The organism is Vibrio sp. BS-M-Sm-2 (assembly GCF_041504345.1).
Classification (GTDB): Bacteria; Pseudomonadota; Gammaproteobacteria; order Enterobacterales; family Vibrionaceae; genus Vibrio; species Vibrio satsumensis.
Genome location: NZ_CP167895.1, coordinates 293,196 through 309,563, shown reverse-complemented (window position 1 = coordinate 309,563; position 16,368 = coordinate 293,196). Strand labels below are relative to the sequence as shown.

Here is a 16,368-nt window from a genome sequence, read left to right as displayed (position 1 = left end):
CAATGAACTTTCTAGCATACTTCGCCAATCGTCAGTTCTTGGCTCGTATTATCACGGTAATGGTGCTGCTAACCGGTGCTATGTCGTTAATGCAGCTCAATTTGCAAGAGTACCCAGATGTTGCGATGGACACCGCGGAAATCGAAACTATCTATCCAGGTGCAACGGCTCAAGACATTGAGTTGAACATTACTAATCCAATCGAGAAAGAGCTTCGTTCAGTGGATGGTATTGCGTACTTTTCGTCTGAATCTTCGGAGGGACGTTCTTTCATCGAGGTGGAATACCTACCCGGTGACGATGCCGCCGTGATCTTGCGAGACATCCAACAAGCGGTTGATCGAGTCGGTAATCTGCCGAAAGATATTGATTCGCCACCGGTAGTGACTCAACAGAAAACCTCTTCTTTGGATGTGTACCATTTTGGCGTCAGCCTAGCGGGTAACAATACAGATTCGGCGTCTTTGCAGCACTACGCCTATCAGTTAGAAAAGAAAATCAACAACCTTGGCGGTGTTGGTTCTATCAATATGTCTGGCTTTAATGAGCGAGAGTTCTGGGTTGAGGTCGATCCTGAAAAAGCGCGTCGCTACCAAGTGGCTTTTAACGATATCAGCACCGCAATAGAGCAGCACAATTTGTCGCAATCAGGCGGCTTTGTTGAGTCGTGGAGTCGAGAACAGAAGATCGTCACCATGACCAAAGTAGAGTCGACGGATGATGTGTCTAACATCGTGATTAAGGCGTTGGATTCAGGTCAGGTTGTGAGAGTTTCTGATGTGGCGACAGTTATCGATACCTTTGCTCGGGCAACGCAAGCTCCAGTCATGAGCGGCAAGCCTGCAGTCATTTTCTCAATCACCAATAGCGGCAGTGCCGATGTGATCGCAACTATCGATAGCATCAAGGCATTGTTGGACAAAGAGAGCGAGCGCATTGGTGGCCAATTCATTTTCCAGACAAGCCTAGATCTTGGTAAAGACATGGGCGAGAAGTTCTCTATCGTGGCAACCAACGGGGCGATAGGTTTAGTGCTGGTTCTACTGATCTTGAGCATGATCTTGCAGCGTCGCGTGGCTTTCTGGGTATCGGTCTCTATTCCATTTTGTGTGTTTGGCGTGATGATGGTTCTGCCAATCATGGGGCTGAATTTAGATAGCATCACATTGGCTGCGTTGTTGTTGGTGATCGGTATTATCGTCGACGACTCAGTGATCATTGCTGAGAGTATTTTCCAAGAGAAGGAAGCGGGTAAAACAGGCGTCGATGCTGCGGTGTCAGGTACTTTAAAAGTGATTAAGCCATTGATGGCGAGCCTAGTGACAACTGCTTTGGTGTTTATTCCAATGATGTTCATTCCGGGCACCATGGGTAAAGCCGTCGCAGTGATTCCAATTACTGTTATTGCAGCATTAGTGTTCTCATTTATCGAATGTACGTTAACGCTACCTGCTCACTTATCTTCTGCGAAAGAGAACAGCAAAAAAGTCGAAGAAAAAGATCGTTTTGAATGGGTTTCTAACCAATATCGTTCATTGCTGAATGTGGTACTGAACTACAAAAAATCGGTTATCGCATTGGCCATCGTTGGTTTCGTCGCTTCAGGTTATTTAGTGTCTTCGTTGAAAGTGGATATCTTCCCGACAGAAGCGGGCAAATACATTGATGTGTATACCGAGGTAAAGGCTGGAACTCCGTTATCCCAAGTGCGAGAGGCTCATCAAGCTATTGAACAAGCGATTGAATCTCTACCTGAAACCGAGCTAGTCAGCTATGAACTGATTTACTCGTCGCCAGTCTCACAAGGCATCATCAATTTAACGAACTTTGACCAACGTAGCCGTTCTGCTGAACAGATTATTACTGCACTGAATGAAGAGTTGGCGTCGTTGTCTGATGAGATGTTTATTAAGTTCTCAATTGATGCTGGTGGCCCGCCTCCGGGTGACCCGGTTGAAGTCCGAGTGCTTGGCGGAACGGAGAGTGAACGCAACCAAACGGTTGATTTGGTGATGGCTTGGTTAGAAGACTACCAAGGGGTAACCAGCATTAATCACAGTGAAGCGCTGAAAGATCCCCAGCTTAATATTGTTCCTCAGTATCACTGGTTGGCGAAATACAACCTAACGGTGACTGATCTATCGAACGCGCTGCGTGTCGGGTTTGATGGTAACAGCGTGACATCCACTTGGCTTGGTGACCAAGAGGTCGATATACGAGTGGTATTGGACGAGCAGTTCCGCGATATAGAGAAACTGAAAACCACAAAGATTTACACGGCAGACGGACAACAAGTACCACTGAGCCGCTTGGCCATGGTTGAGCAGATAGAAATCCCGCGTCTTATCAAGCACTACAATGGTGAGCGTGAGGTGACGGTTTCTGCGGGTTTGTCTGACGAGAGTATCAGCTCTGTCGCGCTAGCCGATGAGTTAGTGACTGAGCTTGCAGGCCAATACCCGGCAAGTGTGACAATTAATGTTGGCGGCGAGGCGGAAAGCACTAATGAAACCATGAGTGGTTTTATGGTGGTGTTCCCTGCGGCGATGGTGGCGATCTACTTTGTATTGGCAGTGATGTTCAACTCACTACTGCAACCACTGCTTATTATGGCGGTTATCCCGTTTGCGATCATGGCTTCACTGATGGCGTTAGTCGTACACATGCAGCCGATGTCTCTGTTTGGACTGATTGGCGTACTTGGAATGACTGGAGTTGTGGTCAATAACTCTTTGGTTCTGATTAACAGGATCAACGAGCTAAGAATCGAAGGATTGAACGTGATAGATGCCGTGACGCAAGCTGCAGTCAGCCGTCTTCGTCCGATTGTTATGACCTCTCTGACCACAGTTGCTGGCTTGCTACCGCTCGCTTATGGGCTAGGTGGAACGGATGTGTTTATGGGGCCAATGTCGCTCACACTAGGCTATGGTTTGTTGTTCTCGTTGCCTGTCGTACTTTTGGTGATTCCTGCTATGTATGCGTTGTTCTTTGCTAGAAAACTAAGTATCTCATCATAGATGCGGGTGAGTTGTTCATATAATTTATAGTGAAAGGTTGTATAGAGTATTAACAATAATAAGGCACCGATAGGTGCCTTATTTAATCATAAAGCCGAACCATAAAGCTGGTTTTAGGCGAAGTTAATCACACCCTTTAATAGCTCTTTGTTGTTAACCACTTGCTCTTCGTAAATCGTACCAATTGTCTCAAATTCAAATGAGTGGGTAAGCATCATGTTGGCAGTTAGTAGGCCTTTGGTCATCAGTTGCTGTACCTTACTGAAATCTTCTTGGGTGGCATTTCGACTTCCCATTAGAGTTGTCTCTTTTTTATGGAAGTCTGGGTCACTGATTTCTAGGTTTCCTTTAAATAAACCAACGAATACAATTTTCCCGCCATGACGAATATGATTTACAGCGTTATTCATCGCATGGGGATTACCTGTAGCATCAATAACGGTTTGAGCTAGAGTGCCTCCAAACAAAGCTTGTAGCTGTACGTGAAAGTCCTCATCCATAGGGTTCAGTGTAGGAAGTTGTAATTCACTAGTTACATGGTCTCGACGTTCTTTTTGTGTATCGGCAACTACAACATTGGCGCCATCTGCTGCGGCAATAGCTGCAGCACCTAACCCGATTGGTCCAGCACCAACAACAAGCACAGCTTCCCTAGGTTTGATATCTGCCCGGCGAATCGAGTGTGCACTAATCGCAAAAGGTTCTATAAGTGCTGCTGTAGCATTGTCGACACCATTTACTTTCAATACATTCGTTTGAGGTACTGTAATATATTCACAAAAACCACCGTCTTGATGGACACCAATAACAGAAATATTTTCACAGCAATTTGTTTTCCCACTTTTGCACGATGGGCATTCATAGCAAGCTACGTAAGGGATTAGAGCAACTTTATCTCCTATTACAAATGTTTCATCTACTTGTGCACCAGTTTCACAAACAGTACCGCACAATTCGTGTCCCAATACTCGCGGATAGCTAAAGAAAGGCTGTTTTCCTGTATATGCGTGAATATCTGTTCCACAAATACCAACTGAAGCCACTTTCACAAGTAACTCGTGAGGTTGTACTTTTGGCATGTCTTGTTCAATGTAATTTAGCTGGTATGGCTTTTCGCAAATCAATGACTTCATATGTGAATCTCTTGGTTATTTGAACTTGAAATCAGTGTATTTGACCTGTTTTTTATAGCGAGAAATTCTCATAAATACGTGCTTGCTATCAATGTTGATTGTTTTTTAATGGTATTTTATCTTTTGGGAGGAGATAGAATGGCAAGAAATAAAAACTTAAGAGAAACCACTACTAATCAATTACTCGATGCTGTAAGGCTTGGTCATATTGAGTCCCCTTTACCGTCTCAATCCGCTCTTGCTGATTTATTTAGTGTAAGCCGAACAACGATTAGGCATGTTTTGTCTGATTTACTAGATAAAGGCGTATTAGAGCTTGAGGGGGAAGTGTGGTTGATTGGACGAGAGCCTGAAGAAGAAGACGGCTATACGACCGCTATGTCAGAGAATGACATCCAAAGCGCGGAGTTTGAAACCTTCTTCAATGAAGCTATAAAAAACAAGCAGATTATGCCAGGGCAAGAGTTCACAGAGCTTGAGCTTTCAAAGCAAGCGAAGTGTTCAACCACTGTTGTTAGAGAGCACCTTATTCGTTTTTCTCGTTTTCATTTAATTGAAAATATTAACCGCGGTCGTTGGCGCATGGTACGTTTTGAACAAAATTATGCTTCTAGCTTGTTTGAGTTTCGTGAAATGCTTGAGTGTCATGCTTTGAGTCGATTTATGAACCTGCCTAAAAATGATGATCGGTGGCAACAAGCACAATATCTATTACATGAGCATAGGCAGCTTCGTGAAGCAATGGTAAGTGAATACCAAGCTTTTTCTGAACTGGATCAAAAATTTCATTCTCTATTATTATCGGCGACCAACAATCCATTTATGGATCAATTTTACGATATCATTTCAGTGATATTTCATTTCCATTACCAGTGGGATAATAGTGATCTTCGCACTCGAAATATGGTTGCTATTGAAGAGCATATGGCGGTGTTGAGTAAAATTTTAAGTGGTGATGATATTGGAGCTATGGGAGAGTTGAGACATCATCTTCAAACGGCCAAGCGAACCATGGAAAATAGTCTGATAATGGATAAGCCAGCATAAAGGCTGGCTTATCTTTTTTGATTTTACTGAGTTTATTGATTTACGAGTTGGATAGCTTCTCTAGTTAGCTGACCGATTTTATCCCACTCGCCCTGATTGATTAATGTCTTATCGACCATCCACGATCCCCCGCAACATAGCACTCGTGGAATATCGAGGTATTGACTGATGTTGCTGGTATTGATTCCTCCGGTCGGCATCAGCTGAATATCACCGTATGGTGCCAGTAAAGATTTAACCATATTGATGCCACCAGAAGCTTCCGCTGGGAAAAACTTCAACGTGGTAATTCCCATATCTAAAGCCGCTTCTACCGTGCTTGGGCTATTCACCCCGGGGATAATTGGAATATCGAGGTCTTGGCAAGCTTTTACTGTATTCGGGTTAAAGCCAGGGCTGACAATAAATGTTGCGCCAGCTTCTTTGGCCGCGATTACTTGTTCTCGAGTTAGTATGGTGCCCGCCCCAATCAACATATCAGGTTGTGCTTCTCTGAGTAGACGAATCGCTTCTACCGCAGCGTCGGAGCGAAAAGTGATTTCAGCGACAGGTAAACCATTTTCTGCTAGTACTTTGCCTAAAGGAAGAATGTCCTCTGCTTTATCAATTGCGATAACAGGGATGACTTTTAAGTCGGCTAATACAGAGTTTAGAGAGGTCATAATAGTTCCTTGATTGATTCGTAAATAGGCTGAGTGATGTTCTTTGAGACCACAGCCCCTTTATGTTGGATTACATGGCTAGCAAGTAAATTTCCTGCCATACAGCAGCTAGCAAGTGTTTTTCCGTTTGTATAAAGAGCAAGAAAAGCGCCATTGAAAGAGTCACCCGCAGATGTTGTGTCTACGATATGGTTAACAGTGAATGCTTCGATGTGTTCAGGTTCTTCTTGTTGGCTGAACTCTTGACAGAGACAGCCACTTTCACCGAGCTTCACAATCGCTTTTTTTACACCGAGCTTCCTCAATCTAGCTAAAGTGTCTTGTGGTGTTTTATCTGCCCATATCTGCTGCTCATCATCGAACGTCACCAAAGCTATATCGCAAGCGAAAAGCATAGCTTGGTAAGCACTCTGAGCGGCTGCCAAGCTATCCCATAACGCAGGCCGGTAGTTGCTATCAAATGCTATTTCTATGCCGCGGTCTCTATATTCAGCCAGCAGTTGCATTAAAGCATTACGATCTGTTGTAGATAAAATAGCTAAGGAGATACCACTAAGAAAAATGAGGTCGCAGTCTACTAATTGCCTATTTATCGATGAAAACATAGGGTGTTTCAGCAGATATTTAGCAGCTGATTGAGAGCGCCAATATTGAAAGCTGCGCTCACCTTCATTATCAACATGAATCATATATAGACCTGTCGAATGCTTGTTATCAACAGCCACTAAAGAGGTATTAATACCTTCATCTGACCAACAGGCTCTCATCATGCTACTGAGTTTGTCATCGCCTATAGCTGTTACGTAATAGGTATTAACTTGTTCATGGCTCATACGTTTTAAGTAGATCGCAGCGTTTAAAGTATCGCCTCCAAAACTTTGTCTCATTTCGCCAAAAGGAGTACCACTAAGCTCAATCATACACTCGCCGATAATAGCTATATTCTTTGCTTGCATTACTTACTCCTTACCCAAAGACTAAATTAGGAAGGCCAATAGAAATTACTGGAATATAGGTGATCATAATCAGTGCGATAACTAACAACGTCCAAAAAGGCATCACTTCTTTGACGAAATCTTCAATAGGTACCTTTGTTATCGAACAGGTAGTAAACATCACTGTTCCTAAAGGCGGTGTAATGGTACCGATCGCACTATTGAAAATAAAAATGATACCAAAATGTACAGGGTCAATACCGTATGATTGAGCAACGGGGGCGAGTAGCGGAGCTAAGACAATCATGACGGCGTTCCCTTCTAGGAACATCCCAATGATGAGCAAGAAGATATTGACCAATAATAAGAAGGCTAGTGGGCTTTCTACTGCACCAGTTAACCAGGTTGCTAGATCTTGGGGGACACGCTCCCACGTTAGGAACTTCGAGAAACCAACGGCTACACAAATAATTAAGAGCACGTTAGCCGATGCGAGAACAGACTCTTTTGTTGCATCCCACAACAACTTACTATTCATTTGTTTATAGACAAACATTCCTAAAACTAATGCGTAGATTACAGCTGCTGCACCAGCTTCTGTTGGCGTGAATACTCCAAAGCGAATTCCACCAATAATGATGACAGGCAACAGTAGGGCTAAAAAAGCATCTTTGGCTGACAATACTATCTCTTTTGTAGACGCTCGTTTTTCTCTAAGAGGGGCATAATTCCGTTTTTTAGCAATAAAGGCGACTAACGTCATCATCATTACACACAGCATGATTCCGGGAACAACGCCTGCAAGAAAGAGCTTTCCTATGGATACATTATTTACGTAACCATAAATAATAAGTGCGATACCTGGTGGAATAATCGGCGTAATAAGCGAAGAAGCGGCCGTTACTGCTGAAGAAAAAGAAGCGCTGTAGCCACGAGCAACCATCTGCGGGACGAGGAGCTTTGAGCTCATAGCGGCGTCTGCAATGTTGGAACCAGATAAACCTCCCATTAAAGTACTGAGAACAACATTAACCTGTGCTAGTCCTCCGTTCATGTGTCCAGTTAGAACTTCAGAAAATTTTAGAAGTCGTTGACTTATGCCTGAGTGGTTCATGAAAACACCAGCCATAACAAAAAACGGAATCGCAAGTAAGGTTACTGACTCTAAGCCTCCGGCTAGACGCTGAACTAACATCATCATGGGTAAATGATCATTAATCAAAAAGTAAGCTAGCGTGGCTATAAAAATGCAGAATGCGACTGGGATTCCAAGTGTAAATAAAAATAACAATGCGGATATCGGCAAAATGACGGACATGATTAGTCTTCCTTGTTGCGAGAAGCAAAGAATGAATATAGGTGCTTAAATTGGTGATAAAGCATAAACGTGCCACTCACAGGTACCGCTGCGTAGATATAGATATAAGGAATTTTAAGTGCAGGGGTAAATCGGACTTGAGAAAAAGGCAATAACTTCCAACCCCAATAAACCATAAATCCTAATGCAAATATGACGAGTAAAGGGCGGATCAAGTTGTCAAGAATATTAGCTGCAGTCGCTGGGATTTTTCGGACAAGGAAGTCGATACGTACAACTTCATCTGTTCTCATCAGGGCACTTGCACCCATAAATGTCATCCAAACAAATAGTGCTAAACATACTTCCTCTACCCAAGAGCTGGGTGAATTTAAGACATAACGAGTAACGACACCATAGCTCATCAATAAAACAATTATGGACAAAAAGCTGGCAGCGATGATCGTATCAAGCTGACTGACCCTATCCAAAACCATCATCAACTTATTTTTTTCAGGTGTATTGTGCTGATTCAACGAAACTTGAGTTTCCATTATGTACTCCAGAAACTATAAAAAATGGGCTCCCGACAGAGCCCTAAGAAACTTATAGCTGCGCTAGCTTATCTTGAACGTTTTTGTATAAATTTGGGGACCACTCAGGGAATTCAGCCTGAACCACTTTTCGTGCAGATTCTTCGAACGCTTGAATATCTACTTCATTTACCGCAACACCTTCAGATTTTAGTTGGTCAATGGCTTCCTGTTCGCTTTCAGCAATAAGAGTAGCGCCATAGCTCACCATGTCACGACTGGTTTCCAAAATGATTTTTTGTTCTTTTTCAGATAGTTGGTTCCAGAACATACTGCCCGCGACAAAAGGAGACATATGTTTGGTGTGAGCCGTTAAATTTAGGTTTTTAACGACTTCGTAGAACTTACCGCCCTGCAGTACTACCGCAGGGTTTTCTACGCCTTCAATTACGCCTTGTGATAAACCTGGGTAAACATCAGCTAGTGACATCGGAGTTGGTACGCCCCCCATTGCTTTTACTGTTGCAACGAACAAACGTGAGTGTTGAACACGAACTTTCACGCCTTTGAGGTCATCTGGTGATGTTACTGACCCTTTAGAAAGTAAGTGGCGAGTACCGTAGACTACGTCGGGTACAACAATTTTTAAGCCTTTATCAGATAGTTCGTTATTTAAGCCTTGGAACCACTCTGTATGAAGTAGCTTTGATTTTTTCTCAAACGACTGAGATAAATACGGGGCGTTTATAATACCCAGATCAGGAACGGTATCCATTAAGTAGCCATAAGAGCTAATCGTAATAATGTTTGCTCCAAACTTGGCTTGCTCCATAACTTCAGTTTCACTTCCTAATTGGCTAGAAGGGAATAGACGGAACTGAATTTCACCATTAGATTTTTCATTTACTTGCTCTGCCCAGTATTGCATCGCTTTGTCGATAGGTTCACCTGGCTGGTTACCGTAGGCAATCATTACTTCTGTTGCTGCGCTAGCACCGAAGCTAACAGCTAAAGTTAAACTAACAGCTGCAGTTATGTTTTTAAGTTGAGTTTGTAGGGTGTTCATAAGTAAGTCGTCCTTTATATTTATAATTAATATTGCTCAGAGGTTTACAGCTGCTTCATTGCGCCTTTTAAACCTAGGTTTCGGATCTGTTCGACGTAAGTTACAACTAAGTATTCAAGATTAGGTAACTGAGTCAGATCGCAATCCCAGTGATGCTCCATCGCTAAAAACTGCTTTACGTTATGTGCGTGGCCGCTTTTGGTATCGCGCCATGCCACGAAAGGTTCAAGTAGGTGTCGGTCATCACTTAATGGAATATCTTCATCGCCTCGCTTTCCTAAATAAAAACAATACAAGGCAGCAAGGCTAAAGCTTAGGTATTTTGGAGCTGTGCCCGTTGATTTTGTATATGTGATAAGTTGTGGAAGTAGGCGAGTTTTGAATTTAGTCATTGAATTCAACGAAATAGAAATAAGATAGTGCTTTATATAGGGATTTCTAAATCGGTCGAGAACGCTATCTTTAAATGACATTAAATCTTGTTCGCTCATGTCTAACGATGGGATAATTTCATGGTCCAGTAAGCAATCGAGATAGTTTAAGATATCTTGATCTTCCATTGCCTCACTCACGGTATTTAAGCCACTTAGGTAAGCCGCGGGAACCATCGCTGTGTGAGCCCCATTTAGTATTCCAACTTTGCGTTCTTTGTAGGGTTTGATGTCGTCAACGATTTTAATATTAAGCCCGCATTCGCTCAGTCTTAGTTTTTCTTGAAGCCAGCTAGGGCCTTGAATTACGAATAAGTAGTAATATTCAGCGGCAACAATAAAGTTATCTTTGTAACCCAATTCAGATTCAATCGTTTCAATTTCTTCTTTTGGGTTGCCGGTGACAATTCTATCAACTAGGGTTGAGCAAAATGTGTTTGAAGTCGAAATCCACTTAGAAAACTCAGGTTCGAGATCCCAAATGTTTGCATATTTGAGGACGATCTCTTTTAGTTTATCTCCATTCGCATCTATCAATTCACAAGGTAGATGAATAAGGCCTTTGTTGTTACACCCATTAAAGTGTTGGTAACGGTGATAAAGAAACTGGGTTAGCTTTGCAGGAAAGCTAGCAGGAGGGAAGGCATCAAGAGTATCCTGCGCGTTATAGACAATACCTGCCTCTGTAGTGTTGGATACAACCCATTCGAGTTCTGGGTTTTCAGCTACACGTAATACTTCTTCATACTCACCATAGGCTAGTAGTTCACGGTTGACAGAGCTAATAACTCTTGGTTGAGAAACATTTTCTCCTTGCTCATTAATTCCTCGGATAAGTGCCGTATATAACCCATGCTGGGTATCAAGTTTCGGGTGACTCGCATCAATAGGCCTAACAATGGTTATGCCAGAATTGAAATCAGTATGCTCATTGAGCAAGTCGAATTGCCAATCAATGAAAGCGCGTAGAAAGTTACCTTCTCCGAACTGAATGATTTTTTCAGGGTAGGAAGGCGTAGCGAAAACATCTCTATTAAGTTGTGTCATTTTATATCCCTAATCGATAGGTAGTTCTGTGTGTCGGACAGGTGTTATCGAAGTTGGAATTGAGTTTATGGGAAGGTATCGTTCAAACAGTTAAAAATATTCTCAAACGTGTAAGTGATCATTTTTATCTGTTTTTTATCTGTTTTTTATTTCTGAAAAAATCAGTATTAAAAGAAAAATAGCGTAATTACTCTCGAAATAGTCAGTGGATATATGTTGTAGATAGAATTTGACTGTTTTTAATTTGATTAAAATACAACTTCATGTGTAAACTAAATGAGTCGGACGGGAATCACTTAACTGGGATACCCATGAAAAAAATCATCAAAATCAATTCAAAAGACAATATTGTAGTTTGTTTGCAACCTCTTCAGTCTGGTGACAAGTTTAATATTGACGGCCAAGAGCTCATCGTAATTCAAGATGTTGACCGTGGTAGCAAGTTGGCATTAAGACCTATTGGCACTGGTGAAGATATCATTAAATATGGGAGCTCTATAGGAGTTGCCTCGACTGATATTGATGTTGGTGAGTGGATTCACACTCATAATATGACGACCAAATTATCAGATACAGACACCTATATTTATACGCCGAGTTTTCCTCACTTGTTAGCGTCGTCAATTGAAGAACGATTCTTTCAAGGTTATGAGCGAGATAATGGCGATGTAGCAATACGTAATGAAATTTGGGTTATACCTACAGTTGGTTGTGTTAATGGTATAGCCAAACAAGCTATTGAACGCTTTCGTCGAAATCATCCAGAATTACGTTGTGATGGAGTCCATTTATTTCCTCATAATTACGGGTGCTCTCAATTGGGCGACGACCATGAAAATACTCGTCAAATACTGGCCAACATGGTTCAACATCCAAATGCAGGTGGAGTGCTAGTTATTGGCTTAGGTTGTGAGAATAACCAAGTCGGTCCTTTTAAAGAGCTTGTAGGTGACATTGATGAAAGTCGTGTTCAGTATATGATTGCTCAAAATGAACAGGACGAAATCGAAGTAGCAGTTAACCATTTGGAATCTATTTATCAAAGCGTTCAACTGGATACTCGTACACCTATTAGCTTTGGTCGGTTGAAGGTGGGCTTAGAGTGTGGAGGCTCAGATGGACTTTCTGGTATAACGGCTAACCCCATGCTAGGACGTTTTTCTGACTACCTTATCGGGTTAGGAGGCACTTCAGTACTGACTGAGGTGCCTGAAATGTTTGGAGCTGAACACTTGCTGTTTGAGCGCTGCATTGATAGAAAAACCTTTGATAAAGCAGTTGGTATGATAAATGGCTTCAAACAGTATTTTATAGACCATAACCAACCGATTTATGAGAACCCATCACCAGGCAATAAAAAAGGTGGTATCTCGACGTTGGAAGACAAATCTATGGGCTGTACTCAAAAAGCGGGTAGTAGCCCTGTAGTCGATGTTTTGAATTATGCGGATACACTATCTATACCAGGGCTAAATCTTCTGAGTGCTCCGGGAAATGATGCTGTAGCCACTTCAGCTCTTGCTGCGAGTGGTTGCCATTTGGTTCTTTTTACTACGGGACGAGGAACACCTTATGGAGGCTTTGTTCCAACAGTGAAAGTATCAACAAACTCTGAACTAGCACTTAAAAAACCGCATTGGATTGATTTCAATGCTGGCGCACTAGTAGAAAACACATCGATGAATATCCTTCTAGAGCAATTCATTGACTGTGTCGAAGCAATTGCTAGTGGTGGCAAGACAAATAATGAACGAAATGAAATCAGAGAGTTAGCTATTTTTAAGTCTGGAGTGACTTTGTAATCGGTCGCTTTTTCATAAATCTAGCATCGACAAATTAATGGCATCGAGAGATGCCTTTTTTATGCGTGTTTACAGTAAAAGGTTCATGGGAATTAGGCTCATAGGTTTATGGCGAACAGGCATTTCTGTGACCTGTTGTGCAATTACCTATTTATCTTGAATCTGGCTCGATTAGGTATGCCATTTCATTTAAAGATAAGGGTATAGTGTCGCGAAAATTTGCGGCACTGTTGTTCTCAAGAAGGAATAGCTAAGAGCAACAAAGTGAAGCTCCTAACAATATTACACGCACAACATATAGGTTTAGCAATGACGCTTAAAAGCTTGGCATGCACCATTAGCGCAGTTTTACTGGCTGGCTGTGGTTCGACAGTGGCAACTCAAACATACAACGCCGATCTGATTATCACTAATGGACAAGTCCTGACTATCAACTCTGAAATGGATGTGATTGAAGATGGTGTTGTTGTCGTGAAAAACGACCAGATCATCGCGGTGGGTAATGAGAACTTGATTACTCAATATCGCGCTGAAAAGGTGATTGATGCTCAAGACGGTATTGTTATGCCAGGTATGGTCAATGCTCACAACCACCTTCCTATGATTGCGTTTCGCGGTTTAGGCGAAGAGGGTATTTCCAACCGATTGTTCGCTTACTTTTTCCCGCTTGAAGCCAAAAAGCTAAGCCGTGAACTGATTTATAACGCGACCAAGCTAGGCAGTATCGAGTTGGCACAAAGTGGTGTCACGACTTATGCCGACATGTATTACCACATGGATGAAATGGCAAAAGCGACCAAAGAAGTTGGCCTGCGTGCGGTGCTCGGCGAGACCGTGATTAAGTTCCCTGTGGTAGACGCTAAAGAACCTTATGGCGGTATCGATTATGCCAAAGGCTTCATTGAGCAGTACCAAAACGACGAGCTGATTACACCTGCTTACGCACCACACGCGGTGTACACAGTGAGCAAAGACAAGCTTCAAGAAATCAACAAACTGTCTGCTCAATATGATGTGCCGGTGTTAATTCACGTTGCTGAATTCCCAAATGAAGAGAAGCGCATCAAAGATGAAACTAAGGCCACGTCGCCAGTCGAATACATGAATGAAATTGGTGTGCTGGACGAGCGTGTAGTCATTGCTCACGGTATCCACCTTTCAGAGAACGATCAAAAGCTTCTAAAGCAAGCTGATGCAGGGATCTCATACAACCCAATGGCGAACGCTAAAGGTGCAACCGGCATCGCACCAGCATGGGATATGTACCGTGCCGACATGCGAGTAGGTTTGGGAACAGATGGCCCAATGAGTTCAAACCAAGTCGATATCATGCGCACCCTAAGCTATGCAGCGAACATGCAACGCTTGAAGCACTCAGATCGCACCATCATGATTCCTGAACAGGTTATTGAGATGGCAACCTTAGGTGGCGCTAAAGCCTTACACATGGAAGACCAAATTGGTTCTCTGGAAGTCGGTAAAAAAGCAGACATCGTGATTGTCGAAACACAATCAGCGAACATGATGCCAAGCTACGACCCATACGCAACCTTGGTTTATCAAGCGAACCCGAGCAACATCGACACGACGATTGTTAACGGCCAAATCGTAATGGAAAACCGCGTGATGCAGACGGTTCAGCTGGATGACATCCGCCAAAGCGTTGATCAGTTTGAAGCCGACATTACTGAGTTCGCGAAAGAACTGTCTAAGAAAGCGATTAAGTCGAAGAGCTTGATGGATTAGGACTTAAACCTGACTTTAGTAATCGAACAGAATGAATAAGGCCGACAATATGTCGGCCTTTCTTGTTTAGATAAGCTCAAAATACACGAACTTTAATTATTCATCGCCAGCTTACCTAACTTCATGGCTGCCGCATGGTGGCGGTGCATCAGTTGCTCCATGTCTACGCCAATCACAGCGCCATCGTTGACGCGCCACTTACCTGCAACCATCACTTTATCTGCTTGTTGAGCACCACAAAGCAATAGTGCGGCGAGTGGGTCGTGGCTGCCAGAGAAGCGAATGTCATCAAGCTTGAACATCGCGATGTCGGCTTGTTTGCCAACTTCGAGCGTACCAATATCAGTTCGTCCCATAGCGGCAGCAGAGCCTGAAGTTGCCCAGCGTAATGCATCAAAGTGTGAAACATTGGCGGAACCATATTGCAGGCGTTGTAGATACATCGCCATGCGTACTTCGGCAATCATATTGGAGCCATCGTTTGAGGCGGAACCGTCCACACCAAGCCCCACTTTTACGCCAGCGGCTTCAAGGTCGTTGTTCTTACAAATACCGGAAGCCAACATCATATTGGAGGTAGGGCAGTGGCTAATACCGATTCCCGCTTTACCTAAACGTTTGATCTCTTCTGGATTGAAGTGAATGCCATGAGCAAGCCAAGTGCGTTCGTTTAACCAACCCACATCCTCTAGGTAATCCACAGGGCGCAGGCCAAACTTCTCAATACAGAAGTCTTCTTCATCAAGTGTTTCACATAAGTGCGTGTGCATCATTACGTTCTCACGCTCACTTATCTTAGCGGTTTCCTTCATCAGATCTGTGGTGACAGAGAACGGCGAACAAGGCGCGAGTGCGATTTGAATCATCGCCCCTTCATCACGCTGGTGGTAATCACGAATCAAGCGTTGGCTGTCATCAATGATGGTTTGTTCGGTTTGAATGGTGTGTCGTGGAGGTAGTCCACCTTCATCTTCCCCTAGGCTCATAGAACCGCGAGTGAAAATTGCCCTTACACCCAGCTTCTCGGCAGCTTCAATTTGTAAGTCGATGGCGTGCTCAAGCCCGTTTGGTAATAAGTAATGGTGATCGGAAGCTGTAGTACAACCCGACATCATTAATTCCACCAGAGCCAGTTCTGTGGCTAGGCTCATCATTTCAGAATCGAGGTTTGCCCACACAGGATAGAGGCTTTGCAGCCAATGGAAGAGTTCCTTATTGAGTGCGCCGGGGTAGGCACGCGTTAGAGTTTGATAGAAGTGGTGGTGCGCATTGATAAGCCCAGGAGTCACAACATGACGAGAGGCGTCTACGCTGTAATCTACGGGTAAGGTTGGTTCTTTGTGTTTACCAACCAGTTCAATGACTTTATTACCTTTTATGACAATGCCGCCTTCTGCATCGGCATTTGAGCCCGTGTAGATTGCGAGAGGATTCTTAATCCAGATGGTTTCCATTCATAGTAGTCCTTAGCCATCTCAGCCTTTTCAGGGAAGAGGGTCTTTATTGGTATTTATAGTTGCAAGATAAATTCGAATCAGGGGCGTTAAAACTTTCAATGTTCTAATTCGACCCTGATTCTGTGGAAATCGGTTTACGTTAGTCAGTGAATTAGTTAGCTCGAGACTTAGCTAGTTCCAGACTTAATTAGT

General features: G+C 43.1%; 12 protein-coding genes. 4 read left to right on the top strand and 8 right to left on the bottom strand.

What is annotated here, in order from left to right:
* Window positions 1-2: 2 nt before the first annotated feature.
* Window positions 3-3,020: an efflux RND transporter permease subunit gene (locus AB8613_RS17545; RefSeq protein ID WP_372385381.1), complete on the top strand. Its 3,018-nt coding sequence runs from the start codon at window positions 3-5 to the stop codon at window positions 3,018-3,020.
* Window positions 3,021-3,133: 113 nt separating this feature from the next.
* Here AB8613_RS17545 and AB8613_RS17540 read toward each other — a convergent pair whose 3' ends face one another.
* Window positions 3,134-4,153, bottom strand: coding sequence for a zinc-binding alcohol dehydrogenase family protein (locus tag AB8613_RS17540; protein WP_372385379.1), 1,020 nt, complete (start codon window positions 4,151-4,153; stop codon window positions 3,134-3,136).
* A gap of 138 nt (window positions 4,154-4,291) precedes the next feature.
* Between AB8613_RS17540 and AB8613_RS17535 the strand changes: the two genes are divergently transcribed.
* On the top strand, window positions 4,292-5,200 hold the full coding sequence (locus AB8613_RS17535) for an FCD domain-containing protein (protein WP_372385378.1): 909 nt from the start codon (window positions 4,292-4,294) through the stop codon (window positions 5,198-5,200).
* Between the two features lie 32 nt (window positions 5,201-5,232).
* Here the strand turns inward: AB8613_RS17535 and AB8613_RS17530 are convergent, their stop codons facing one another.
* The 6 genes from AB8613_RS17530 to AB8613_RS17505 are packed head-to-tail and all read right to left on the bottom strand — an operon-like array spanning window position 5,233 to window position 11,171.
* Window positions 5,233-5,862 (bottom strand): bifunctional 4-hydroxy-2-oxoglutarate aldolase/2-dehydro-3-deoxy-phosphogluconate aldolase, encoded by a 630-nt coding sequence (locus AB8613_RS17530; RefSeq protein ID WP_372385376.1) that lies wholly within the window; start codon window positions 5,860-5,862, stop codon window positions 5,233-5,235.
* Window positions 5,859-6,818 carry a sugar kinase gene (locus AB8613_RS17525; RefSeq protein WP_372385374.1) on the bottom strand — a complete coding sequence of 320 codons (960 nt, stop codon included), beginning with the start codon at window positions 6,816-6,818 and terminating at the stop codon, window positions 5,859-5,861. The genes AB8613_RS17530 and AB8613_RS17525 overlap by 4 nt, the downstream gene beginning before the upstream one ends.
* Before the next feature lie 10 nt (window positions 6,819-6,828).
* Complete coding sequence (locus tag AB8613_RS17520) at window positions 6,829-8,115, bottom strand: TRAP transporter large permease (RefSeq protein WP_060980987.1); 1,287 nt, start codon at window positions 8,113-8,115, stop codon at window positions 6,829-6,831.
* 2 nt (window positions 8,116-8,117) lie between these two features.
* Window positions 8,118-8,648, bottom strand: coding sequence for a TRAP transporter small permease (locus AB8613_RS17515; RefSeq protein WP_372385372.1), 531 nt, complete (start codon window positions 8,646-8,648; stop codon window positions 8,118-8,120).
* Between the two features lie 52 nt (window positions 8,649-8,700).
* Window positions 8,701-9,693: a C4-dicarboxylate TRAP transporter substrate-binding protein gene (locus AB8613_RS17510; protein ID WP_060980989.1), complete on the bottom strand. Its 993-nt coding sequence runs from the start codon at window positions 9,691-9,693 to the stop codon at window positions 8,701-8,703.
* Between the two features lie 44 nt (window positions 9,694-9,737).
* Window positions 9,738-11,171, bottom strand: coding sequence for a tagaturonate reductase (locus AB8613_RS17505; protein WP_372385370.1), 1,434 nt, complete (start codon window positions 11,169-11,171; stop codon window positions 9,738-9,740).
* A gap of 311 nt (window positions 11,172-11,482) precedes the next feature.
* Between AB8613_RS17505 and AB8613_RS17500 the strand changes: the two genes are divergently transcribed.
* Both AB8613_RS17500 and AB8613_RS17495 read left to right on the top strand, forming a co-directional pair.
* Window positions 11,483-12,973, top strand: coding sequence for a UxaA family hydrolase (locus AB8613_RS17500; protein ID WP_372385368.1), 1,491 nt, complete (start codon window positions 11,483-11,485; stop codon window positions 12,971-12,973).
* A 309-nt stretch (window positions 12,974-13,282) separates the two neighbouring features.
* Window positions 13,283-14,719 carry an amidohydrolase gene (locus AB8613_RS17495; protein WP_372385367.1) on the top strand — a complete coding sequence of 479 codons (1,437 nt, stop codon included), beginning with the start codon at window positions 13,283-13,285 and terminating at the stop codon, window positions 14,717-14,719.
* Window positions 14,720-14,811: 92 nt separating this feature from the next.
* Here the strand turns inward: AB8613_RS17495 and AB8613_RS17490 are convergent, their stop codons facing one another.
* On the bottom strand, window positions 14,812-16,173 hold the full coding sequence (locus AB8613_RS17490; RefSeq protein WP_372385366.1) for an 8-oxoguanine deaminase: 1,362 nt from the start codon (window positions 16,171-16,173) through the stop codon (window positions 14,812-14,814).
* Window positions 16,174-16,368: the final 195 nt, after the last annotated feature.

Bases quoted from the DNA above. Each gene is read 5' to 3' on its own strand.
- AB8613_RS17525 (WP_372385374.1), bottom strand. From the start codon at position 6,818: ATGCAAGCAAAGAATATAGCTATTATCGGCGAGTGTATGATTGAGCTT.
- AB8613_RS17515 (WP_372385372.1), bottom strand. From the start codon at position 8,648: ATGGAAACTCAAGTTTCGTTGAATCAGCACAATACACCTGAAAAAAAT.
- AB8613_RS17520 (WP_060980987.1), bottom strand. From the start codon at position 8,115: ATGTCCGTCATTTTGCCGATATCCGCATTGTTATTTTTATTTACACTT.
- AB8613_RS17495 (WP_372385367.1), top strand. From the start codon at position 13,283: ATGACGCTTAAAAGCTTGGCATGCACCATTAGCGCAGTTTTACTGGCT.
- AB8613_RS17500 (WP_372385368.1), top strand. From the start codon at position 11,483: ATGAAAAAAATCATCAAAATCAATTCAAAAGACAATATTGTAGTTTGT.
- AB8613_RS17530 (WP_372385376.1), bottom strand. From the start codon at position 5,862: ATGACCTCTCTAAACTCTGTATTAGCCGACTTAAAAGTCATCCCTGTT.
- AB8613_RS17510 (WP_060980989.1), bottom strand. From the start codon at position 9,693: ATGAACACCCTACAAACTCAACTTAAAAACATAACTGCAGCTGTTAGT.
- AB8613_RS17505 (WP_372385370.1), bottom strand. From the start codon at position 11,171: ATGACACAACTTAATAGAGATGTTTTCGCTACGCCTTCCTACCCTGAA.
- AB8613_RS17490 (WP_372385366.1), bottom strand. From the start codon at position 16,173: ATGGAAACCATCTGGATTAAGAATCCTCTCGCAATCTACACGGGCTCA.
- AB8613_RS17535 (WP_372385378.1), top strand. From the start codon at position 4,292: ATGGCAAGAAATAAAAACTTAAGAGAAACCACTACTAATCAATTACTC.
- AB8613_RS17545 (WP_372385381.1), top strand. From the start codon at position 3: ATGAACTTTCTAGCATACTTCGCCAATCGTCAGTTCTTGGCTCGTATT.
- AB8613_RS17540 (WP_372385379.1), bottom strand. From the start codon at position 4,153: ATGAAGTCATTGATTTGCGAAAAGCCATACCAGCTAAATTACATTGAA.